Origin of the sequence: Bradyrhizobium sp. NBAIM01 (assembly GCF_020194115.1) — a bacterium.
Taxonomy (GTDB): Bacteria; Pseudomonadota; Alphaproteobacteria; order Rhizobiales; family Xanthobacteraceae; genus Bradyrhizobium; species Bradyrhizobium yuanmingense.
This window is the reverse complement of sequence record NZ_JADYVU010000008.1, coordinates 83,020-104,224: the sequence shown is the minus strand read 5'-3', so window position 1 is coordinate 104,224 and position 21,205 is coordinate 83,020. Positions and strand designations below refer to the sequence as shown.

Genomic DNA, 21,205 nt, shown 5'->3' with positions numbered 1-21,205 from the left:
CATGGGACGCATCATCTGCTGCGGTCTCGGCCCCGGCGATCCTGATCTGATGAGCGTGCGTGCCGATCGTACGGTGCGGGGCGCTAGCCACGTCGCCTATTTTCGCAAGAAGGGCAGGCCCGGTCAGGCGCGCCGCATCGTCGATGGCATGCTGGCTGCGGGCGTTACCGAATATCCCATGGAATATCCTGTTACGACGGAGATCGCTTTCGACAGCCCCGAATATGTCCAGCTGCTCGCCGGCTTCTACGACGAATGGGCCGAGCGCCTGGCGCGGCTTTCGCGCGCCGTCGACGTCGTCGTGCTCTGCGAGGGCGATCCTTACTTTTACGGATCGTTCATGCATCTGCACACGCGCCTGCAAGGCCGCGTCGAGATCGAGGTGATCGCCGGCATTCCCGGCATGGTCGGCTGCTGGAACGGCGTCGGCCGGCCGATCGCGCTCGGCGACGACGTGACGACGGTGCTGATGGGCACGCTGTCCGAGGCCGAGCTCGAACGGCGCATGCGCGATTCCGATGCACTGGTCGTCATGAAGACCGGCCGCAATCTCGCAAAAGTGCGCCGCGCGCTCAGCTCCGCCGGGCGGCTCGCCGATGCCTGGCTGGTTGAGCGTGGCACCATGCCAGGCGAGCGCGTGGTGCGGCTCGCCGAGATCGATGCGGCCGATTGTCCCTATTTCGCGATCGTGCTCGTGCACGGCAAGGGCCGGCATCTGGATGCCGCCGAATGACAGGCACACTGACCATCGCGGGCCTCGGGCCGGGCAGCGACGCGCTGGTGACGCCGGAAGTTTCCGCCGCGCTTGCGACGGCGACCGACATTCTGGGCTATGCGCCCTATGTCGCGCGCGTGCCGCCGCGGCCTGGGCTCACTCTGCATCCATCCGACAATCGCGAAGAGCTGCAACGCGCGAGCGAAGCCCTGCGGCTTGCCGCCGAAGGCGGTCAGGTCGTCGTCGTCTCTTCTGGCGATCCCGGCGTGTTCGCGATGGCATCCGCCGTGTTCGAGGCGCTCGAGCAGGCGCCGGAATTTCGTGAACTTTCGATCCGTGTGCTGCCCGGCGTCACCGCGATGCTGGCGGCCGCCGCGCGTGCCGGCGCGCCGCTCGGCCATGATTTCTGTGCGATCAATCTCTCCGACAATCTCAAGCCGTGGGCGGTGATCGAGAAGCGCCTGCGCCTCGCGGCGGAAGGCGATTTTGCCATCGCGATGTACAACCCGCGCTCGGCCAGCCGCCCGGAAGGATTCGGCCGTGCGCTGGCGCTGCTTCGCGAGGCCGGCTGCGGCGAGCGTCTCATGATCTTCGCGCGCGCGATCAGCGCGGCCGATGAAAAGATCGAGATCGTGACGCTGAACCAGGCGACGCCCGAGATGGCCGACATGCGCACGCTGGTGATCCTCGGCAACTCGCAGACGCGCCGCGTCGGCCGCTGGGTCTATGCGCCGAGGCGGGCAGAATGACCGAGCCACTGCATCACGTCAGTGACACTCTCGACCCTTTGGCGCTCCGGCAGCTCTGGTCGCGAGATCATGATTACGGGAAGGCCGAGCATGCGCGCCGCGTCGATCTTGGCGCGCGCGCCGTCGCCGCCGGAATTGCGGGCGACGATCCAGGCGATGCCGCGCGTGTGCAGCATCTCCAACTCGCCGTCGAGGGTGAAGGGGCCACGCGATACGATCACATCGGCCGCGAAGGGCAGCGATGCTTCGGGCGGATCGACGAAACGCAGCGTGTAGGCATGTTGCGGCTTGGCCGCGAACGGCGCGATGTGCTGACGGCCGATGGCGAGGAACACGTTTGTCGGCACCTCGGGCAGGGCCGCAACGGCGGCGTTGACGTCGGCGACCTCGATCCAGTTGTCGCCGGACACCCTGGTCCAGGGCGCGCGCTCCAGCGCGATCAGCGGCGCATTGGTGTCCGCGCAGGCCTCGACCGCATGACGGCTCATTTCGGCAGCGAACGGATGCGTCGCGTCGATGACATGCGTGATGCCTTCGCGGAGGATGTAGTCGGCCAGCCCGCTCACGCCGCCAAACCCGCCGATGCGCGTCGGCAGCGGCTGATCGGCGGGCGCGCGGGTGCGGCCGCCATAGGAATAGACGGCATCGATGCCGGCGCGCGCGATCTCCGCTGCGAGCAGGCTCGCATCGGCCGTTCCGCCCAGAATGAGGGCGCGAATCATGAATGAGCCCTGGCTGACCATCATCGGTATCGGCGAAGATGGCCTTGCCGGGCTGTCGGAGGCAAGCCGAAAGGCGCTTGCCAGGGCCGAAACCGTGTTCGGCGGCGAGCGTCATCTTGCGCTTGCCGACATTGGCAGCCGCGGTCGTCCATGGCCGGTGCCGTTCGATGCGAATGTTGTGCTGAGCTGCCGCGGTCGGCCGACAGTGGTGCTCGCCTCCGGCGATCCGTTCTGGCATGGCGCCGGCGCGAGCCTCGCCGAGAAGCTCGGCAGCGGTGAGTGGATCGCGCACCCCGCGCCGTCGACCTTTTCGCTCGCCGCCGCGCGGCTGGGCTGGCGTCTGGAGTCCACCATTTGCCTCGCCCTGCACGCTGCCCCGTTCGAACGTCTGGTTCCTTATCTTGCGCACGGTGCGCGCATCATTTGCCTGGTACGCGATGGCAAGGCCGGCAGCGATCTTGCGAAATGGCTGACGGAACGCGGCTGGGGCTCCTCGACATTCTGGACTCTCGCCGCGCTCGGTGGGCCGCGCGAAAGTGTCCAGGAGTATCACGCCAGGGATTGTTCTGGTGATCTCACTGGAAACCCAGTGGCAGTAGCCGTGGAGGCGAGGGGCGCACATGGCATTGCTCGCAGCTCGGGCCTGCCGGACGACGTCTTCGTTCACGACGGCCAGATCACCAAGCGGCCGGTGCGTGCGCTTGCGCTCTCGGCGCTGGCGCCGCGTGCCGGCGAGCGGCTGTGGGATATCGGCGCAGGTTCAGGCTCGATCTCCGTGGAGTGGGCGCTGTGTGGTGGGACGGCGAGTGCAGTCGAAGCGCGCGAGGATCGCGCCGCGAACATCCGCAAGAATGCAGCCGCCTTCGGTCTGGCACATCGGATCACAGTCGTCACGGGCAGGGCACCGGAAGCTCTTGCCGGGTTGGAAGCGGCGGATGCCGTCTTCATTGGCGGTGGTCTCGACGAAGTGTTATTTGATGCGATCTGGCCGCGGTTCTCGCCGGGTGCGCGGCTCGTGGCGCATGCTGTGACGCTGGAGACGGAAGCTCTGCTCGGCGAGCTGCATCGGCGTCACGGCGGCGAACTGATGCGGGCCGAAATTTCTCATGCCGCCCCGCTCGGCCGCTATCGGTCGTGGGAGGCAGCACGCCCCGTGGTGCAGTGGAGTGTGGTGCGATGAAGGTCGCCGGACTCGGCTTCAAGCGCGATGTGACGCTGGCTTCGCTGCGTGAAGCGCTGCTCGCTGCGGGCGGTGCGGAAGGGCTTGCGGCGATGGCAACCGTCAGCGATAAGGCCGATACCGAGGCGCTGAAGCAGCTCGCACGCGAATGCGGCGTGCCGATCAGGGCCGTTCCGGTCGCGACACTGGCCGGCATCGACACGCCCACGCAATCGAAGCTCGTCGCGGAGAAATTTGGCACCGGATCTGTAGCCGAGGCTGCTGCGCTCGCGGTCGCCGGTCCGCGCGCGCGGTTGATTGCAGCACGGGTTGTCTCGCAGGATCGCACCGCGACCGCGGCGATCGCCGAAGGAGACGGCACATGACGGTGCATTTCATCGGCGCAGGGCCGGGCGCACCCGATCTGCTGACGTTGCGCGGCCGCGATCTGATCGCGGCCAGTCCGGTTTGTCTCTATGCCGGCTCGCTGGTGCCGGAGGGCGTGCTGGCGCATTGCCCGCCCGGCGCACGTATCGTCAACACCGCGCCAATGTCGCTCGACCAGATCATCGCCGAGATCGCAGGCGCGCATGCGGCAGGCCTGGATGTCGCGCGGCTGCATTCCGGCGATCTCTCAATCTGGTCGGCGATGGGCGAGCAGCTCCGCCGTTTGCGGGCGCTCGGGATTCCCTACTCGGTGACACCCGGCGTTCCCTCGTTCTCGGCTGCCGCGGCCGCGCTGGAGGCTGAGCTGACGCTGCCCGGTCTTGCTCAGACGGTCGTGCTGACGCGCACGCCGGGCCGTGCCAGCGCGATGCCCGAGGGCGAGAAGCTCGCCGCGTTCGCTGCGACCGGCGCGGTGCTCGCGATCCACCTGTCGATCCATCTGCTCGACCAGGTCGTCGCCGAGCTGACGCCGCATTACGGCGCGGATTGCCCGGTCGCGATCGTCTGGCGCGCGAGCTGGCCGGAGCAGCGCATCGTGCGTGCGACGCTCGCAACGCTCGATGCGTTCGTGGGTGGCGAGATGGAGCGCACGGCGCTGATCCTGGTCGGCAAGACGCTTGGCGCTGCCGATTTTGACGAGAGCCGTCTCTATGCCGCCGATTACGACCGCCGCTACCGGCCGGTCGGTGCCGAGCCGCGCTTTCCGGAGGCGTCGTGATGCCGGCGAGCCTCGTCATCTCCGCGCCGGCCTCCGGCGTCGGCAAGACCACGCTGACGCTGGCGCTCGCCCGCGCCTGGCGCAAGCGCGGCCTGAACGTGCAGTGCTTCAAGAGCGGCCCCGACTATATCGATCCCGCCTTCCACGCCGCGGCCACGGGACGCGCCTCGGTCAACGTCGACAGCTGGGCGATGGATCGCGGCACCATCGCGCATCTCGTCAGCCGTGGCGGCAATGCAGATGTCGTTCTCGCCGAGGGATCGATGGGCCTGTTCGACGGTGTCGCCGCGCGCGGTGTCTCCGGCACCGGAGCGACCGCTGATATCGCGGAGATGCTGGGCTGGCCAGTGGTTCTGGTGATCGATCCCTCCGGCCAGGCGCAGACTGCGGCAGCGATCGCCGCCGGCCTTCGCGATTACCGCGCCGGCGTGCGCCTTGGCGGCGTCGTGCTCAATCGCGTCGCCAGCCCCCGCCATGAGGATCTGGTGCGGCGCGCGCTGAACGAGGCCGGCATCAAAGTGTTCGGCGCGCTGCCGCGCCATGCCGAGATCAGCCTGCCGAAGCGGCATCTCGGTCTCGTGCAGGCCGAGGAGCAGGCCGAGATCGGCAAGCTGATCGACGAGGCCGCGCGCTTTGTCGCCGAGCACGTCGATCTCGATGCGGTGCTCCACTCGGCAGGCCAATGGTCGCCGCAAGCTGCGGCGAACGGATTGAACGTGACGCCGCCCGGCCAGCGCATCGCGCTGGCGCGCGATGCGGCGTTCTCCTTCGTCTATCCGCATATGCTGGAAGCTTGGCGCGCCGCGGGCGCCGAGATCGTGCCGTTCTCGCCGCTGGCCAACGAAGCACCCGATGCGAGCGCCGACGTGTGCTGGCTGCCCGGCGGCTATCCCGAGCTGCATGCGGCAAAGCTCGCGGCCAATGCGCGCTTTCGCAGCGGCTTGCGCGTTTTCGCCGAGACCCGGCCGGTGCATGGTGAATGCGGAGGCTATATGGTGCTGGGCGCAGGCCTCACCGACGCCGACGGTATCAGCCATGAGATGGCGGGGCTGCTTGGCCTCGAGACCAGCTTTGCCAAGCGCCGCATGCATCTCGGCTATCGTCTTGCTGAACTGGCTGCGCCGATGCCGGGGCATCAGCCTGGCGCGCGCCTGCGCGGCCACGAGTTCCACTATTCGACGATCCTCGCCCAGCCCGATACGCCGCTCGCGGTCGTGCACGATGCCACCGGCGCGGTCATTGCCGAAACCGGCTCGCGCCGTGGCCATGCCACCGGCACGTTCTTCCATCTGATCGCGGAGGACCGGTGAGCGGTTTTGTCTCTTTCGTTTCCGCCGGTCCGGGCGATCCCGAACTCCTCACGGTGAAGGGCGCCACGCGGCTGCGCGAGGCCGACGTCGTGCTTTATGACGATCTTGCCTCCGGCGCGATCCTCGATCTCGCACGGCCCGGCGCCAATCTCGTTGCGGTGGGAAAGCGGGCCGGGCGTCCTTCGACCAAGCAGCACCACGTCAACCGTCTCCTGGTCGACTATGCCGCAACCGGCGCGCGCGTGGTGCGGCTCAAGTCCGGCGATGCCGGCATTTTCGGCCGGCTGGAGGAGGAGATCGAGACGCTGCGCGAGGCCGGCATCGGCTACGAGATCGTTCCCGGCGTCACCTCCGCCTGTGTCGCCGCCGCCCAGGCCGGCATTCCCCTGACCCGCCGGTATACCTCCCGCCGGGTGCAGTTCATCACCGGCGCTGACGTCACGGGCGAGCTGCCGCCCAATCTGAATTGGGCGGCACTGGCCGACCCCGAGGCCACGACCGTGGTCTATATGGGCCGGCGCACCTTTCCGGCGCTTGCCGCAAAATTGATCGCGCACGGCCTCGCTCCCAGCACTCCGGCGCTGTTCGCCGAATCTCTCGGGCGTCCCGACGAACGGCTGGTCCGCACCACGATTGCCGAGCTCGCCGAGCAGCTCGGGCGCGGCGGCGCCGCTTCCACTGCGGCCGTCATCCTGTTCGGCGCGCTGGCGGGAGAATATCCGGCATGACGGCTCCGGCAGCGGTTCGCCCCTTGACGCCCGCGATACGAAAGGGGCACACAAGAGCGGCATGGTGCTCGACGCGGCGCAAAGCGCCGGAGCATAATCGGGAATGGGGATGGGCGGACCCAGTTGCGGCGCCCAAAACCCCAGCCGCCCCCGCGACTGTAAGCGGTGAGGGCCTCCGAACCGCCACTGGACCGCAAGGTCCGGGAAGGCCGGAGAACCCAGTGAACCGCGAGCCAGGAGACCGGCCGTGCACGTATTGAGGCCAAGGCCGTCGGGTGTGACGGCGGAAAGGAATTGAGCCATGCATATCGAACCCGGGATCGTGACGGGCGCCAAGCTCGTGTTGAGTTACGCAACCGGCATCGCCGCAGGCGGCGTTGCCTTGAAGCTCGCGGTCGAGACCATGCGCGAGCAGGGCGCCGGCTCGTTCGCGGCGCGGACACTGGCCACCACCGCTCTCGTCTTCGTCTTCTTCGAGATCCTGCCGCACTTTCCGGTTGGGGTATCAGAGGTGCACTTCATCCTCGGCTCGACCTTGTTCCTGCTCTTTGGTGCTGCGCCCGCCGCCTTCGGCCTTGCATTTGGCCTGCTGCTTCAGGGCATGCTGCTGGAGCCAGTCGATCTGCCGCAATACGGCATGAACGTCACCACGCTTCTGGTGCCGCTGTTCGCGATCCAGGCGATCGCCAAGCGGATCATTGCCCGCAACACCGCCTATGTCGATTTGAAGTACGGTCAGGCGCTGGCGCTTTCGACGACCTACCAGGCCGGCGTGATCGCATGGGTGGCGTTCTGGGCGCTCTATGGCTCCGGCTTTGCGATGAGCAATCTCGCCAGCGTCGGGACGTTCGCTGCCGCTTATGCGCTGGTGATCGTGATCGAACCGCTCGCCGATCTCGCGGTGCTGGCGCTGGCGAAGTCACTGCGCGGCGTCACCGCGCCCGGCCTCGTCACCCCGCGCCTGCACAACGCGGCGTAAGAGATCAGCGATGGGCCGCCGGTGTGGCCGCCCATCGCGCTCGCGATGCTAACGCTCTCCCTGATCGGCATCGGTTGCGGCGATCCCGCGCAGCTCACGCGCGCCGCCGTTGACGCCATCAACGCCGCCGATCTCATCCTGATCCCGCGCAAGGGAACGGCGAAATCCGATCTCGCAGATCTCAGGCGAACGATCTGCGCCGGTGTGCTCACCAACAAAACGACGCGCATCGCCGAATTCGATCTTCCCGTGCGCGATGCGACCGAGGCGGACTACCGCAAGGGCGTCGACGATTGGCACGATGCGGTGGCCGCGATTTGGTCGCAGACGATCGCTGGGCATCTCGAAGATGAGGGCAAGGTCGCGCTGCTGATCTGGGGCGATCCTTCGCTCTATGATTCTTCGCTGCGCATTGCGCGGCGGCTCGATCCATTGCCGACAATCGAGGTCGTGCCGGGGATCACCTCGATCCAGGCGCTGTGCGCGGCGCATGCGCTGCCGCTCAACGACATCGGCGAGCCGTTCCTGGTCACGACAGGGCGGCGCTTGCGCGAAGGCGGCTGGCCGCAGGGCGTCGACACCGTCGTCGTGATGCTCGATGGCGGCACGGCGTTCCAATCGCTGGATCCAGAAGGCCTGCAGATCTGGTGGGGTGCCTATCTCGGCATGCCCGATCAGATCATCATGTCCGGCGCGCTGGCTGAACTGGGCGCGCGCATTGCCGCCGTGCGGCAGGACGCACGCGAGCGGCACGGCTGGATCATGGACAGCTACATCATCAAACGCAGGCGTTGAGCAGCATGCTTCCCGAATGGGTTACCCAGAACTGCCCAGAGGTCTCCGCTGTTCATCGTGAGGCGGCCATAGCGCGGCAGGCGCAACTGACGAAGCCGACCGGTGCGCTCGGCCGGCTCGAGCAGCTCGCAATCGAGCTTGCGGGCTTGCAGGCCACCGAGCAGCCGCGCGCCGCGCGGGTGCCGATCATCATCTTCGCCGGCGACCACGGCATCGTCGCGCAGGGCGTGTCGGCCTATCCGCAAGCCGTCACCATCGCGATGATGGCGAATTTTGCCGCCGGTGGCGCCGCGATCTCGGTGCTGGCGCGCGAGCTGGGTTCGAGCCTCGAGGTGGTCGACGCCGGCACGCTGGCCGAGGCGCAGATCGCGGGAATCGTCACCGACAAGCCGCGCAGCGGCACCCGCGATTTCAGTGTCGAGGCCGCGCTCACGCCGGCGGAATTGGCCTTCGCCTTCGAGGCCGGGCAGCGCGCGGTGGTGCGCGCCGAGGCCGGCCGGCCTGATCTCTTGATCTTCGGCGAGATGGGGATCGGCAACACCACGACCTCAGCAGCGATTGCTGCGAGCCTGCTCGGTGTGAGTGCCGACGAGATCGCGGGCAGCGGCACCGGCGTCGATGCGTCGGGCCGCGCGCACAAGGTGCGGGTGATCGATGCGGCGATCGCGCATCACGGCGTTGCGGGGGCGTCACCCGAAAAAATCCTGTGCGCGGTCGGCGGCCTCGAGATTGCGGCGATCTCGGGTGCGATCATCGCGGCCGCGCAACGCCGCATCCCCGTGTTGATCGACGGCTTTATCGTCTCGGTGGCGGCGCTGACGGCGGTGCGCCTCAACCCGTCCTGCCAGCCGTTCCTGTTGCCTTCGCATCAATCGGCCGAGCAGGGACATCGGCTGGTGTTGCGCGCGCTGAACGTGCAGCCGCTGATCAGCCTCGATCTCAGGCTCGGCGAGGGATCGGGCGCCGCCATCGCGCTGCCGCTGGTGCGCTCGGCGTGCGCACTTCACAATGGCATGGCGACGTTCGCGCAGGCCAATGTGCCGGATCGGTCTTCTTGATGCGGCTCAAGCCACGCGCTGGTTGACCGACACGACGCGCCAACCGCCCGCCAGCCGGTCGATCCGGGTCAGCGACAGCGGATCGACGACGAAGCGCAGCGCGGCTTCCGGTGTGAGATCGAGCGCGATGCAGAGCGCAGCGCGTATCGTGCCGGAATGGACGACCAGTGCTGCGGAGCCTGCGCCAATCTGGGCCAGGCCCAGGCGGACGCGGGCGACCTGATCCGCAAAGCTCTCGCCATTCGGCGGCCGTCCGTGCGCCGGATCGCGCCAGACCTGCGCGTAGGCCTCGCCACCGGTCGCGGCGAGCTCGTCATGCCGATGGCCGGTCCAGTCGCCGAAATCCTGCTCGCGAAACTCGCTGATCAGCTCCGGTTCGAGCCCCAGCGCGCGCGCCGTCTCGACCGTGCGCCGCGACGGGCTGGCATAGCCGGCGAGATCCGCGGGCAACAGCTGCCTTAGGGCCGCCAATGCAGCGTGATCGCCGAGGTCGGCCCGCGCATCGGCCGCATGGATCGTCCCGGGCACGCCCGCGACGGCCGCATGCCTGATCAACCAGAGGAAGGTCTCGCCTTCCATGCTCATCTCCAAGGAAGTTGGTTGCTGTGGCCCCAACGCCGCAACTGGCACATTGACTCTGTCTTGGTGGTAATCCTAGATGCTCGCGACGGTTTTCCCGAGAGGGAATGAAAAGGGAATGCGGTGCGGGGAAAATTGTCCCCAATGCCGCGGCTGCCCCCGCAACTGTAAGCGGTGAATCCTTCGTCACGAGCCACTGGGTCCTCGGTCCCGGGAAGGCGACGAAGCGGTCACGACCCGCGAGCCAGGAGACCTGCCGTCAGCCGTGGTCACACGCGAAGATGTCGGTCGGGGAGTACAGACATTGCTTCATCGGACGGCTGCAAGGCCAAAGGTGAGACCTCGTTCGCTGTGACGTGCCACTGACGTCATACCGAGGTTTTCACCTGTGTCTTCCATCCGTATCGCACGACCGCGCCGCGTCCTGCTTGCCTCCGCCGCGTTCACGTCCTTTGCCGCTCTTGGTCTGCCGGCCGCTCTGGCGCAGCAGGCCCGAGAGCCGCTGCCACCCGTCGAGGTGTCGCCCGCCCAGGTACGCAAGCCGGCCAAACCGGCAGCAGGAACGGCGCAGGGCGCGCGCCGCGCGGCAGCGCGCAGGCCGGCGGCTGTATCCGCAGCGCCAAGACCCGTCACGCCGGATTCGACGCCGCAAACGCCGCTCAACTCCAACGCCGTTGCCGAAAGCGCCTCGCGGCTCGGCCTGACGGTGCGGCAGACGCCCGCGACCGTCGAAGTTGTCTCCGCCGAAACCATGCGCGAGCAGGGCTATCGCACCGTGTCCGAGGTGGCGCAGGGCGCCGTCGGCGTCACCTCCGGCGACAACCCGGCCGAACCTTCCGCCTTCTCCATGCGCGGCTTCACCAACAGCCAGATCAACACGCTCTACAACGGCATCAAGATCGGTCCGCAGAACATGACCTCGCGGATCGTGGATACCGCCAATCTGGAGGCTGTGGAATTCCTCAAGGGCCCGGCCTCGCTGATTTCGGGCGAGGGCGCCGCGGGCGGTGCCATCAACTTCGTCACCAAGCAGCCCCACACCGGACCTGTCCGTAACGATGCCAATTTCTCCTGGGATTCGCTGAACTCGTTCCGTGCCCATTACGGCTCCGGCGGCAGCACCAATGTGCAAGGCCTGGACTATCGCTTCGACATCAGCCGTTCCGCCCTCAACGGCTTTGCCGATGACACCAATGTCAAGACGTTCGGCACGTCCGGCCAGCTCAACTACCGTGTTTCCGACAGCCTCAGGATCTGGGGTGCGGTCGAATATCGTGAAGACCGCTCGAAGGCCTATTGGGGCGCGCCGCTGGTGCCGGTGGCCTTCAGCGGTTCGCATGCGACGACGGGGATCGTCTCCGGCAATTACGTCTCGAATTACAACGGAACGAATCTCGGTGCCGTCACCATCGACGACCGCACCTTCAACACCAATTACAACGTTCTCGATAACCGCAACGTGGCGCAGGAAGTGTGGCTGCGTGGCGGCTTCGAGCTGAAGCTCGCGCCTGACCTCACGCTGAAAAGTCAGGCCTATGGCTATGGCGCGGAACGGACCTGGTTCAATAACGAGATCGAGGCGTTCAATTCCACCACGAACCTGGTCGATCGCGAGCGTTTCTATGTCGCCCACAGTCAGCGACTGGTCGGCAACATCACCGACCTGATCTGGGATACAAATATTGCGGGCTTCGACAACCGGCTGGTCACGACGCTGTCGTCGAGCTATCTCGATTTCGTCAGGCCCGGCGCGGCAAACTTTCCCGGCGATTCCGTCTCGCTGGTCGACCCCAACCGCGGTTTCTACGGCCTGCTCACGACGCAGCAGCAGACCGCGCGCATCGACAACGAGGCGCTGTCATTCGAGGACAGGCTCAAGCTGACGCGCAGCTTCGCGCTGATCGGCGGCCTTCGTGTCGAGCACATCGGGCTCGACCGCAACTCGACCGATAAGAACGGTGTGGAGAAGGCGGGCTTTCCATTCACGAAAGACTGGGCACCGGTCACGGGGCGCATCGGCTACACCTGGGAGGCCGTTCCCGGCCTCACCTTCTTCAGCCAATACGCCACCGGCGCCGACGTCGCAGCCAACAACATCTTCCTGCTCTCGCCCACCCAGCCGCTCGATCTGACCACCGCGCGCACCTATGAGACCGGTGTCAAGCACCTGTTCTGGGACAATCGGGCGGAGTGGTCGTTCTCGGCCTATGACATCCTGCGCAAGAACGTCTATGCGGCCGCCGGCGGCATGCAACTCAACATCGCCGGACGACAGGAGTCGAAAGGCGTCGAGCTTGCCGCCTCGATACGCCCGATCGAGCCGCTGCGGCTGTGGGGCAACATCGCCTATGTCGATGCGCGCTATGCCGACTACAATTTTGCCGGCGGCTCGTTCTCCGGCAACACGCCGCCAAACGTGCCGCGTATCGTCGCCAATGCCGGCGCGTCGTATCGCTTCTTCACACCATGGCCGGTGGAGCTTGGCATCACCGGCCGTCATGTCGGCGACCGCTACAACACCGATGCCGACGTCGTGACGATGAAGGCTTACACCGTGGCCGACGTCTACGCCTTCGTCGACATCCCCAAGACGGCGTTCAATGCGGTCGACCAGGCCCGCCTGACCTTCCGTGTCCGCAACATCACTGATAAGCGCTATGCGATCTGGGGCGATCCGTTCTATCCGGACCAGATCCTCCTGGGCGCGCCGCGCACCTACGAGATCTCGGCCGCGTTCAAATGGTGAGGCCCTGAGCGCATGATGGGCGCGATCGTCATCACGCATCGCTGGCTCGGCATCGCGTTCTGCCTGCTGTTCGCGATGTGGTTCGCGACGGGAATCGTGATGCACTTCGTCCCGTTTCCGTCGCTGACGGAAGCGGAGCGATTTGCCGGACTTGTGCCGGTCGATCGCGACGGGACGAAGATCTCGGTCGCGGACGCCGTTGCGGCGAGCGGGATTGCCGATGCCACGCGTGTTCGGCTGATCCAGCGGAGCGATGGACCGGTCTACGTCGTCTCGGGCTCCACAGGTTCGCGAGCGGTTCGCGCCTCCGATGGAGGAGACGCGTCGGTGACATCAGCCGATGTCGCGCTCACCATCGTGCAAGCTTATTCACGTCAGCGCGGGCTTGAGGCGCCGCGCGCCGCGATCGTCGCGCGGTCGGATTACGATCAATGGAGCGTGCCGAACGGTTTTGATCGCCATCGCCCCTTGTCTCGCGCCGCTCTCGGCGATGCCCCTGGAACGGAGGTCTACGTTTCGTCGCTGACCGGCGAAGTCGTCCTGGATACGACGCGCAGCGAGCGCGCGTGGAACTGGGCCGGCAGCGTGCTGCACTGGATCTATCCGACAATTCTGCGCAGCAGCTGGGCGCTGTGGGATCGCGTGGTCTGGACGCTGTCGCTGCTGGCCCTAATCGCGGCATTGCTTGGTGCGGTGCTCGGAATCGTGCGTGTGAAGATACGGGGACGCCAGCTCTCGTCGCCCTATCGTGGCTGGCACGCCCTGCATCACATCATCGGTCTCGTCGCGACCGTGTTTGTGCTGACCTGGATCTTCAGCGGCTGGCTGTCGATGGATCACGGCCGCCTGTTCTCGCGCGGGCAACTGACTCCGACAGAGGCCGGCGTGGTCGATGCCGCCCCGGATTGGCGAGACGCGTCGTCGCTCGATCCGCAGCCAATATCGCCGTTGGCCCGCGAGGTCGAATGGTTCGCCTTCAACGGCCATGTCTATCGGCGCGACCGGGTTGGTCTCGGCCGTCAGGCGTTGATCAGGGCAGGGGACGCGCCGCGCGATGGACCGGCGCCATACCTGGATAGGCAGGAGATCGGCGACCTGACGGCGCGCCTTGGCGCCGGCTGTGCCGCACCGTTCCTGCTCGCCGGCAACGACGACTATCCGGCGCAATCCGCACTTCCGGGGGCTCCAGTCTACCGCACGACCTGCGGCGATCTCTGGTTCGATGTCGATGCCGCCGATGGCAAGCTGCTGCAAAGGCTGGACCCGTCGCGCCGCGTCTATCGCTGGCTCTACAGTGCGCTGCACACGCTTGATTTCCCGATTCTGCTGGCTCATGCGCGGCTGCGTGACGCTCTCATTGTCGGGCTCTGTACGCTCGGGCTGATCTTCTCCATCACCGGCATCGTCATCGGTTGGCGGCGCTTGCGGGCATGGCTGGCGAGCGCATAGCCAGTCGCGAAATCTCCGTACCCGGCGCGACCCGTTCGGCGCGCCCGGTTATCCACCAGCGGCCGGTGATGTCCTCGCTTACCGACCGTACAATAAAGAGAGGCTGAGCCGACCTGCGTGCATAGCTCTTGGTCAGTGCTGTCTCCCGCACCGCCGACCGATCGCCTGCAAATTAGACAAACGGCCTTGTGCGATCCGATTGCAGTGCAACGGGTGCTTCTATTTGCCTCGAAGAATCCAAGGGTGCGCTGCACATTTTGACTTCGCGGCCTTCTGCTCTCTGCGCGAGCAGCGCTGCACGGAAACGTGCAGCCGATGCTGCGCCGCGCAAGGCCGGTGGCTTGCTAGCGCTTTGGTTTGCGACAACTCTGACCCTATCCCGCGGCCATCGCTCTGTCGCACGCTCGCACGTGATGGCATGACAGGGAATGATGATGAACGTCACGCGTAGCTGATTGTGCAGATGAGCGATCCCGGCAATCATTGGGAGGTCGGCACCGATATCGGTGGCACCTTCACCGACATCATCGCGATCCGGCGCGATTCCGCGGAAGCGCGAATTGCGAAGGTGCCGTCGCGCCCCGACGCACCGGTGCAAGCGATGCTGGAGGCGATCGAGGCGGTCGGCCTGCGCAAGAGCGAGGTCAAGCGCTTCGTCCACGGCACCACGCGCGTGACCAATGCGATCGTCGAGAACCGGCTGCCGAAGGTGGCGCTGGTCGCGACCGAAGGCTTTGCCGACGTGCTCGAGATCGCGCGCTATCGCCGCCGAGACCTCTACCGGCTCGACATTCCGCCGAAATCACCGCCTTTGGTGCCGCCTGAACGCTGCTTTGGGCTCGCCGAGCGCCTCGATCATGAGGGGCGGGTGCTGAAGGCGCTCGAGGAAGCGGAGGTCGAACGCCTGGTGGCGTGGGTGAAGGGGACCGGCGTGCAGAGCGTCGCGGTTGCCCTGCTTCACGCCTATGCCAATCCGGTGCATGAAAAGATGCTGGGCGAGCGGCTCAGGGGCGTCGTCGCCCACGTCTCGCTCTCGCACGAGGTCAATCCCGAGGCGCGCGAATATGAGCGAACCTCGGCAACCGTGTTCAACGCGGCCGCGATGCCGATCGCGGTGGAATATCTCAGCGAGCTGGAGCAGCGGCTGCCGATCGGGCCCGGCCTGCAGGTGTTTCACTCCGCCGGCGCCATGGTGCCGATTTCGGCGGTGAAGCAGCGTCCGCTGGTGATGGCGATGTCAGGCCCGGCGGCCGGCGTCTCGGCGTCGGTCAGCATCGCGCGCCAACTCGGCTGCGCGCGGATGCTGACCTTCGACATGGGCGGCACCACGACGGACGTGTGCCTGATCGTCGACGGCCAGGCCGAGATGACCGACGGCCGCATGCTCGGCGACAAGCCGCTGCGCCAGCCGATGCTCGCGGTGCACTCGATCGGCGCCGGCGGTGGATCGATCGTGCGCAACGGTCCCGGCGGGCTGACGGTCGGGCCGGAGAGCGCCGGCTCCGAGCCGGGCCCGGCCTGCTATGGCCGTGGCGGCACGGAGCCGACCATCACCGATGCCAATGCGGTGCTCGGCTATCTCAATCCTGAGACCAAGCTTGGCGACCGCATCGGCATCGACATCGCGGCCGCAAAGCGCGTCATCGCGCCGATTGCCCGCGCGCTCGGGCTGAGCCTGACGGAGACGGCGCTCGGCATCATCAAGGTCGCGAACGCGACCATGGCCCGCGCGCTCCGCCGCGTCACGGTCGAGCGCGGCATCGACGGGCGCGATTGCACGCTGCTGGCCTTCGGCGGCGGCGGCCCGATGCATGCCGCGGGCCTTGCCGATCTCTACGGCATTGCGGAGGTGGTCGTGCCCAGTGCCTCGAGCGCATTCTCGGCGCTGGGCTGTCTCACCGCCGATTTCAGCTTCCTGCAGCAGCAGACCCTTCGCGCTGCCCTCGACGGCATCGATTTCGCGCGCGTTTCGGAATGGATCGAGGCCCTGATTGCCGATGCCTCGGCGCCGCTTCTCGCCAACAATGTTGCGAAGGCCGAGATCCAGGTCGAGCTGGTGGCCTTGATGCGCTACGCGGCGCAGAATGACGCCATTCCGGTCTCCTTCACGCTGCCGCTCGACGTTGCCAGGCTGAAGCAGGACTTCCTGACGCGGCATCACGAGCTGTTCGGCTATGCGACCGGCGAACCCTGCGTTATCGAGTCGGTTCGGGTGCAGGCGCGTCGCCCGTCGACGACAATTGTCAGCCGGCCGGCGACTGCGGCGAGGGCAGTGTCTATGACCACGCGCACCTGCTCGTTCGACGGCTTCCACGACATCGCAACCGCAATCTTCGACCGCGCCTCACTCACCGAGACCATCAATGGTCCCGCCATCATCGAAGACGCCTGGTCGACCGTGGTGGTGCCGCCGGGCTGGCAGGCAAAGCCCGATACATCAGGCAATTTGTTCCTGACGCGGAGGGCGGCATGAAGCTCGATCCGTTCGTCGTCGAGGTCATCAGGCACGGGCTCTCCGCCGCGGCCGAGGAGATGAGCCTCGTCATGACGCGTTCGGCGCGCTCGCCGCTCTTGCGCGAGGCCGGCGACCTCTCGTCGGCGATCACCGATGGCCACGGCGGCCTGGTCGGGCAGGGCCGCGATATCCCGATCCACCTCGGCGCGATGGCCTACACCATCCCCGAACTGTTGAAGGTGATGCCGCGCGATGGCCTGAACGACGGCGACGTCGTGATCTACAATGTCGGCGCGCTCGGCGGCAATCATCTCAACGACGTCAAGGTCGTGCGGCCCGTCTTCCTCGACGGCGAGATCGTCGCCTTTGCAGTCAGCCTCGCGCATTGGCCCGACATCGGCGGCACCTGGCCCGGCAGCTATTTCGCCAAGGCGGTCGATACGTTCCAGGAGGCGATGCGGATTCCGCCGGTGCTGATCGCAACCGCAGCCGGCCTCAACGCGCCGATCGTGCAGCTGCTCAAGGCCAATGTCCGCGATGCCGAATCCTGCGAGGGCGACCTTCTTGCCCAGATCGCGGCGACCAAGGCCGGCGAGAAGCGCATCGTCGAGCTCTGCCGCGAGCATGGCAAGGCGGTCTTCATGGCGGCGCAGTCGCGCCTGCACGACCTCTCCGAAATCGAGATGCGGGAAGCGCTGCGCGATCTGCCGGATGGCATCTATGAGGGCGAGGATTATCTCGACGACGGCAGCGCAAACAACGCGCCGGCGCGCATCCATGTCAAGATCACCATCCGCGGCGACGAAGCGACCTTCGACCTTTCCGGAAGTTGCGACCGCGTCTCCAATTTCTGCAACACGACGCCATTCATGGCGCGCTCGGCGGTCGCCTATGCCGCGCGCATCATGAGTGGGCGCGACATGCAGCAGAATGCCGGCGCGCTGCGGCCGCTGACCATCATCACGCGCCCGGGCTCGATCCTCGAGCCCGGCTGGACCGCCTCCGTTGCCGCCGGCAATCACGAGACCTCCATGCGCATCGTCGATGCAATTTTCCGTGCCATGCAGGACACCATTCCCGAGCGCCTGTCGGCGGGCGGGGCAACCACCGCGGGCGTGCTGTTCTTCGCCGAGCCGCGGCCGAACGGTTCCTGGAAGATGCTCTATGAAGTCCATGGCGGCGGCGAAGGCGCGCGGCACGATCGCGCCGGCACGTCCGCAACCCGCGTGCATCTGTCCAACACCTCGAACACGCCGGTCGAGGTGATCGAGGCGAATTACGCGATCCGGCTCGAGCAGCAGGCCATCCGCCGGAATTCCGGCGGCGCGGGCGCGCATCGCGGCGGTGACGGCTCGGTCCGCACCTACCGCATTCTGGCGCCCTCGATGCACCTGACCACCTGCGTCGAACGCATGGTGATGGCGCCGTGGGGCATGCAGGGCGGCTCTCCCGGCAAGGCCTGCCGCATCTCGCTGGTCAGGCAGGGCGCGAACGTCGCCATCGACGGCAAGTCGAACCTGGTGTTGCAGCAAGGCGATCTCGTCACGATCGAGATGTGCGGTGGCGGTGGCTACGGCGCCGTTCCGGCGGAGTGAGGCAGTTGGCGATGAGCAGATTGTTGCGAACCGGGCTAAATGCGGGCGAGGCTGCGCCGATGGCCGTGGTCGGCGGCGAGGGCGTCTACTTTCACCTTGCGGACGGCCGCAAGCTGATCGACGGCAGCAACACCGGCGGCGGTCTCGGCCATCGCCATCCCGCAATGGTGGAGGCGATCCACCGCGCGGCGGACACGCCCGTCGTCAATGAGGGGTGGACCTGGGTCGGCCGCGAGCAGGCCGCCGACGATCTGATGGCTATCGCCTTCAGGGGCGAAGAGGACTGGGTCGGCGCGGTGCGCTTCTGCATCAGCGGTAGCGAGGCCAACGACATGGCGCTGTCGCTGTGCCAGGCGCTGACGCAGCGTTCGGCGCTGGCGACGCGCGAGCGCGCCTATCACGGCATCACTGGGCTGTCGCGCAGCATGACGGTGCAGCCGCAATGGCACGGCGGCCTCGCCGTGCACGTCGGCGGCTCAAAACTGCCGGCACCGATGGCGCCGGTGCGGATCCTGCCGGCGCCGGATGGGGCGATCTATGGCGCGCCGGCCAACAATGCGCCGCCGAGCGAATATCTCGCGGACGCCCCGCGCCTGCTCTCGGACACGGCGGCGACGATCATCGACTACACGCAAGGCGGCATCTATTACGACGGTGCCTATCAGGATGAGGTCGCGCGCTGCGCCCGGCAGGCCGGCTCGTACTGGATCGCGGACGAGGTCGTCACGGGCGCCGGCCGCGCGGGCCGCTGGTTCGCGTTCCAGGGCGCGCAGAGCCGGCCCGATATCGTGACGCTCGGAAAGTCGCTCGGCGGCGGCGCGGCGGCCGTGGCCGCTGTCGTGGTGTCCAAAGACATCGTCGAGCGGCTGAAGGGCACGAGCTGGCAGAACTACGGCACGCTGCGTGGCCATCCGATCAGCATGGCGGCGGTGAGCGCTTATCTGAAGGTCATCAGTGAGGACAGGATTCTGGACCACGTGCACAATCTAGAGAAGCTGTTCACCCGCCGCCTCCTCGCAATCGCGCAAAAGCACCCGAGCGTGTGCCGCGTGGCCGGGCAGGGGCTGCACTGGACGGTGGAGCTGCATGGCCCGGATTGGCGCAGCTGGCACGCCGACACCACCGAGGTGCCGATCGCCTCGCGCGTCGCGGAGCGCGCGCTGGAAGCCGGCGCCGTGATCGGCACTAGCGGCGAGCAGACCTCGCTGTTCCTGGCGCCGCCGCTGGTGATTTCCGAGTGGGAGGCTAACCAGCTTCTGGACGCGCTCGACCACGGTCTTGATATCGCCGACGAGGAGCACGGGTGAATCACACAACGTCCCTGAGGTCACCGGCCTGGCCGGCGGACGAGCCCTGGCATCTCGCGATGCCGGAGGGGACGCTCTACGACGCGCTCGCGCGTGCTGCACGTGAACGTCCCTCGCATCCGGCGACAATGTTCTACGGGGCGAGCCTGAGCTACGCCGAGCTGCGCGACCGGGTCGATGCCATGGCCGGCTTTCTGCAAGGCGTTTGCGGCGTGAAGCGCGGCGACCGCGTCATGATCGCGCTGCAGAATTCGCCGCAATACGTCATCGCTTACTATGCGACGATGCGGGCGGATGCCGTGATCGTGCCGGTCAATCCCATGAACAAGACCGCCGAGATCGCGTATCTCGCCGCGGATAGCGGCGCAAAAGTTGCGATCATCGGCAGCGAGCTAAGCGATGTGTTTGCACCGCTGGTGGGGAAGGCGATTACGCATGCGATTGTCGCGCAGTACCGCGACGAAGTTCCAGCCGCGACGCCCTACACGCTGCCATCATGCATGACCGAGGCGCCGTTGGAGCCGCCTTCATCGCCGGGCTGGTATTCGTGGTCGCCCGCGATAGTGCAGGGCCTGCAGCCGGGTGCGATGGAGGCGGGGCCGGACGATCTCATGATCCTGCCCTACACGTCCGGCACGACGGGTAAGCCCAAGGCGTGCATGCACACCCATCGCAGCGCGCTGTTCACCGCCGTGTTGCAAGCGCGCTGGTATGGGCTCAATGGCAGCGACGTGATGACCGGCTTCATGCCGCTGTTCCATGTCGCGGGCATGCAGGGCTCGATGAATGCCGCCATCGTCGCCGGCGCCACGCTGCTGCTGATGGCGCGTTGGGACAAGGATCTGCTGCCGGATTTGTTCGAGACCTATGGCGTCACGTTCTGGAACGCTGCGCCGACCATGATCGTGGATGTGCTCGCCAGCGCCAGCTTCCGCGACAAATGTTTTGCGAAGCTCAAGGTGCTGACCGGCGGCGGCGCGGCGATGCCGACCGCCGTCGCGGAACGGCTGAAGGGGCGGTTTGGGCTCGATTTCGTCGAGGGCTACGGCATGACCGAGACGATGTCTCCGACGCACCTCAATCCGATGGCGGCGCCGAAGCGGCAGTGCCTCGGCATCGCCGTGCACGAGACCGACGCCAGGGTGATCGATCCCGAAAGCCTGGTCGAGCTCGACGACAATGTCGTCGGCGAGATCATCGTGCACGGGCCGCAGGTGCTGCAGGGTTACTGGAACAGGCCGGAGGCGGATGCTGAGGCCTTCATCGAACGGGACGGCAAGCGGTTCCTGCGCACGGGCGATCTCGGCTACCGCGATGCCGGCGGCTATTTCTTCGCCGTCGACCGCCTGAAGCGGATGATCAATGTCAGCGGCTTCAAGGTGTGGCCGGCCGAGGTCGAGGCGGCGATGTACCAGAACCGCGCCATCCGGGAATGCTGCATCGTTTCAGCGCCGGACGGCTATCGCGGTGAGACCGTCAAGGCGCTAGTGGTGCTCGATGACGCCGCGCGCGCGACGACGTCGGAGGGCGACATCGTCGGCTGGGCGCGCAGCGCGATGGCGAGCTACAAGGCGCCGCGCGCCGTCGTCTTCGTGGAGTCCCTGCCGCGCACCGCCAGCAACAAGATCAACTGGCGGCTGTTGCAGGATGCCGAATGGGGGCGGACGGCATGAAAGCTGCTTGGCTGGAATATC

General features: G+C 66.8%; 18 protein-coding genes and 2 riboswitches. Of the genes, 16 read left to right on the top strand and 2 right to left on the bottom strand.

Annotated elements, in window-relative coordinates; translation table 11 throughout:
* The first annotated feature begins 1 nt into the window (after position 1).
* Positions 2–733 carry a precorrin-2 C(20)-methyltransferase gene (locus tag I6F31_RS24585; protein ID WP_225145928.1) on the top strand — a complete coding sequence of 244 codons (732 nt, stop codon included), beginning with the start codon at positions 2–4 and terminating at the stop codon, positions 731–733.
* Positions 730–1,464, top strand: a complete 735-nt coding sequence (gene cobJ, locus I6F31_RS24580) for a precorrin-3B C(17)-methyltransferase (RefSeq protein WP_225145927.1) — start codon at positions 730–732, stop codon at positions 1,462–1,464. Before I6F31_RS24585 ends, cobJ begins: the two co-directional genes overlap by 4 nt.
* On the opposite strand, the gene I6F31_RS24575 is transcribed toward cobJ, so the two are convergent.
* The gene (locus I6F31_RS24575) at positions 1,440–2,186 is read right to left on the bottom strand and encodes a cobalt-precorrin-6A reductase (protein ID WP_036005357.1); all 747 of its coding nucleotides are present in this window, start codon (positions 2,184–2,186) and stop codon (positions 1,440–1,442) included. The two genes, cobJ and I6F31_RS24575, sit on opposite strands and share 25 nt — an antisense overlap.
* Here I6F31_RS24575 and I6F31_RS24570 point away from each other — a divergent pair.
* The 8 genes from I6F31_RS24570 (at position 2,185) to cobT (ending at position 9,380) form a co-directional block, all read left to right on the top strand.
* On the top strand, positions 2,185–3,366 hold the full coding sequence (locus I6F31_RS24570; RefSeq protein WP_036005354.1) for a bifunctional cobalt-precorrin-7 (C(5))-methyltransferase/cobalt-precorrin-6B (C(15))-methyltransferase: 1,182 nt from the start codon (positions 2,185–2,187) through the stop codon (positions 3,364–3,366). The two genes, I6F31_RS24575 and I6F31_RS24570, sit on opposite strands and share 2 nt — an antisense overlap.
* The gene (locus tag I6F31_RS24565) at positions 3,363–3,731 is read left to right on the top strand and encodes a cobalamin biosynthesis protein (protein ID WP_036005351.1); all 369 of its coding nucleotides are present in this window, start codon (positions 3,363–3,365) and stop codon (positions 3,729–3,731) included. The genes I6F31_RS24570 and I6F31_RS24565 overlap by 4 nt, the downstream gene beginning before the upstream one ends.
* Positions 3,728–4,510 carry a precorrin-4 C(11)-methyltransferase gene (gene cobM / locus I6F31_RS24560; protein ID WP_036005348.1) on the top strand — a complete coding sequence of 261 codons (783 nt, stop codon included), beginning with the start codon at positions 3,728–3,730 and terminating at the stop codon, positions 4,508–4,510. The genes I6F31_RS24565 and cobM overlap by 4 nt, the downstream gene beginning before the upstream one ends.
* Positions 4,510–5,820 (top strand): cobyrinate a,c-diamide synthase, encoded by a 1,311-nt coding sequence (locus I6F31_RS24555; protein WP_036005344.1) that lies wholly within the window; start codon positions 4,510–4,512, stop codon positions 5,818–5,820. Before cobM ends, I6F31_RS24555 begins: the two co-directional genes overlap by 1 nt.
* Entirely contained in the window at positions 5,817–6,548 is a 732-nt protein-coding gene (gene cobA, locus I6F31_RS24550) for a uroporphyrinogen-III C-methyltransferase (RefSeq protein WP_036005341.1), read from the top strand. The genes I6F31_RS24555 and cobA overlap by 4 nt, the downstream gene beginning before the upstream one ends.
* Positions 6,549–6,593: 45 nt before the next feature.
* A riboswitch (cobalamin riboswitch) is annotated at positions 6,594–6,813 on the top strand.
* A 36-nt stretch (positions 6,814–6,849) separates the two neighbouring features.
* On the top strand, positions 6,850–7,527 hold the full coding sequence (locus I6F31_RS24545; protein ID WP_036005330.1) for an energy-coupling factor ABC transporter permease: 678 nt from the start codon (positions 6,850–6,852) through the stop codon (positions 7,525–7,527).
* Positions 7,528–7,572: 45 nt separating this feature from the next.
* Entirely contained in the window at positions 7,573–8,322 is a 750-nt protein-coding gene (gene cobF, locus I6F31_RS24540; RefSeq protein WP_225141387.1) for a precorrin-6A synthase (deacetylating), read from the top strand.
* Between the two features lie 5 nt (positions 8,323–8,327).
* Positions 8,328–9,380, top strand: a complete 1,053-nt coding sequence (gene cobT, locus I6F31_RS24535; RefSeq protein WP_225141388.1) for a nicotinate-nucleotide--dimethylbenzimidazole phosphoribosyltransferase — start codon at positions 8,328–8,330, stop codon at positions 9,378–9,380.
* A gap of 6 nt (positions 9,381–9,386) precedes the next feature.
* On the opposite strand, the gene I6F31_RS24530 is transcribed toward cobT, so the two are convergent.
* Positions 9,387–9,959 carry a histidine phosphatase family protein gene (locus I6F31_RS24530; RefSeq protein ID WP_225111830.1) on the bottom strand — a complete coding sequence of 191 codons (573 nt, stop codon included), beginning with the start codon at positions 9,957–9,959 and terminating at the stop codon, positions 9,387–9,389.
* 72 nt (positions 9,960–10,031) lie between these two features.
* Positions 10,032–10,235: riboswitch (cobalamin riboswitch) on the top strand.
* A 112-nt stretch (positions 10,236–10,347) separates the two neighbouring features.
* On the opposite strand from I6F31_RS24530, the gene I6F31_RS24525 reads away from it, so the two are divergent.
* From I6F31_RS24525 to I6F31_RS24500, 6 genes are all read left to right on the top strand, one after another.
* The gene (locus I6F31_RS24525) at positions 10,348–12,705 is read left to right on the top strand and encodes a TonB-dependent receptor (protein WP_225186245.1); all 2,358 of its coding nucleotides are present in this window, start codon (positions 10,348–10,350) and stop codon (positions 12,703–12,705) included.
* 12 nt (positions 12,706–12,717) lie between these two features.
* Positions 12,718–14,154: a PepSY domain-containing protein gene (locus tag I6F31_RS24520; protein WP_225186244.1), complete on the top strand. Its 1,437-nt coding sequence runs from the start codon at positions 12,718–12,720 to the stop codon at positions 14,152–14,154.
* 463 nt (positions 14,155–14,617) lie between these two features.
* Entirely contained in the window at positions 14,618–16,627 is a 2,010-nt protein-coding gene (locus I6F31_RS24515; RefSeq protein ID WP_225186243.1) for a hydantoinase/oxoprolinase family protein, read from the top strand.
* Entirely contained in the window at positions 16,624–18,204 is a 1,581-nt protein-coding gene (locus I6F31_RS24510; protein WP_225186242.1) for a hydantoinase B/oxoprolinase family protein, read from the top strand. Before I6F31_RS24515 ends, I6F31_RS24510 begins: the two co-directional genes overlap by 4 nt.
* Before the next feature lie 11 nt (positions 18,205–18,215).
* Entirely contained in the window at positions 18,216–19,511 is a 1,296-nt protein-coding gene (locus tag I6F31_RS24505; RefSeq protein WP_225186241.1) for an aminotransferase class III-fold pyridoxal phosphate-dependent enzyme, read from the top strand.
* The gene (locus I6F31_RS24500) at positions 19,508–21,184 is read left to right on the top strand and encodes a long-chain-fatty-acid--CoA ligase (RefSeq protein WP_225186240.1); all 1,677 of its coding nucleotides are present in this window, start codon (positions 19,508–19,510) and stop codon (positions 21,182–21,184) included. Before I6F31_RS24505 ends, I6F31_RS24500 begins: the two co-directional genes overlap by 4 nt.
* The last annotated feature ends 21 nt before the right edge of the window (positions 21,185–21,205 follow it).

Coding starts and splice junctions, on each gene's coding strand:
- I6F31_RS24520 (WP_225186244.1), top strand. CDS start 12,718: ATGATGGGCGCGATCGTCATCACGCATCGCTGGCTCGGCATCGCGTTC.
- I6F31_RS24515 (WP_225186243.1), top strand. CDS start 14,618: ATGAGCGATCCCGGCAATCATTGGGAGGTCGGCACCGATATCGGTGGC.
- cobJ (WP_225145927.1), top strand. CDS start 730: ATGACAGGCACACTGACCATCGCGGGCCTCGGGCCGGGCAGCGACGCG.
- I6F31_RS24555 (WP_036005344.1), top strand. CDS start 4,510: ATGCCGGCGAGCCTCGTCATCTCCGCGCCGGCCTCCGGCGTCGGCAAG.
- I6F31_RS24510 (WP_225186242.1), top strand. CDS start 16,624: ATGAAGCTCGATCCGTTCGTCGTCGAGGTCATCAGGCACGGGCTCTCC.
- I6F31_RS24565 (WP_036005351.1), top strand. CDS start 3,363: ATGAAGGTCGCCGGACTCGGCTTCAAGCGCGATGTGACGCTGGCTTCG.
- I6F31_RS24575 (WP_036005357.1), bottom strand. CDS start 2,186: ATGATTCGCGCCCTCATTCTGGGCGGAACGGCCGATGCGAGCCTGCTC.
- I6F31_RS24585 (WP_225145928.1), top strand. CDS start 2: ATGGGACGCATCATCTGCTGCGGTCTCGGCCCCGGCGATCCTGATCTG.
- cobM (WP_036005348.1), top strand. CDS start 3,728: ATGACGGTGCATTTCATCGGCGCAGGGCCGGGCGCACCCGATCTGCTG.
- I6F31_RS24530 (WP_225111830.1), bottom strand. CDS start 9,959: ATGGAAGGCGAGACCTTCCTCTGGTTGATCAGGCATGCGGCCGTCGCG.
- cobF (WP_225141387.1), top strand. CDS start 7,573: ATGCTAACGCTCTCCCTGATCGGCATCGGTTGCGGCGATCCCGCGCAG.
- I6F31_RS24570 (WP_036005354.1), top strand. CDS start 2,185: ATGAATGAGCCCTGGCTGACCATCATCGGTATCGGCGAAGATGGCCTT.
- I6F31_RS24545 (WP_036005330.1), top strand. CDS start 6,850: ATGCATATCGAACCCGGGATCGTGACGGGCGCCAAGCTCGTGTTGAGT.
- I6F31_RS24505 (WP_225186241.1), top strand. CDS start 18,216: ATGAGCAGATTGTTGCGAACCGGGCTAAATGCGGGCGAGGCTGCGCCG.
- cobT (WP_225141388.1), top strand. CDS start 8,328: ATGCTTCCCGAATGGGTTACCCAGAACTGCCCAGAGGTCTCCGCTGTT.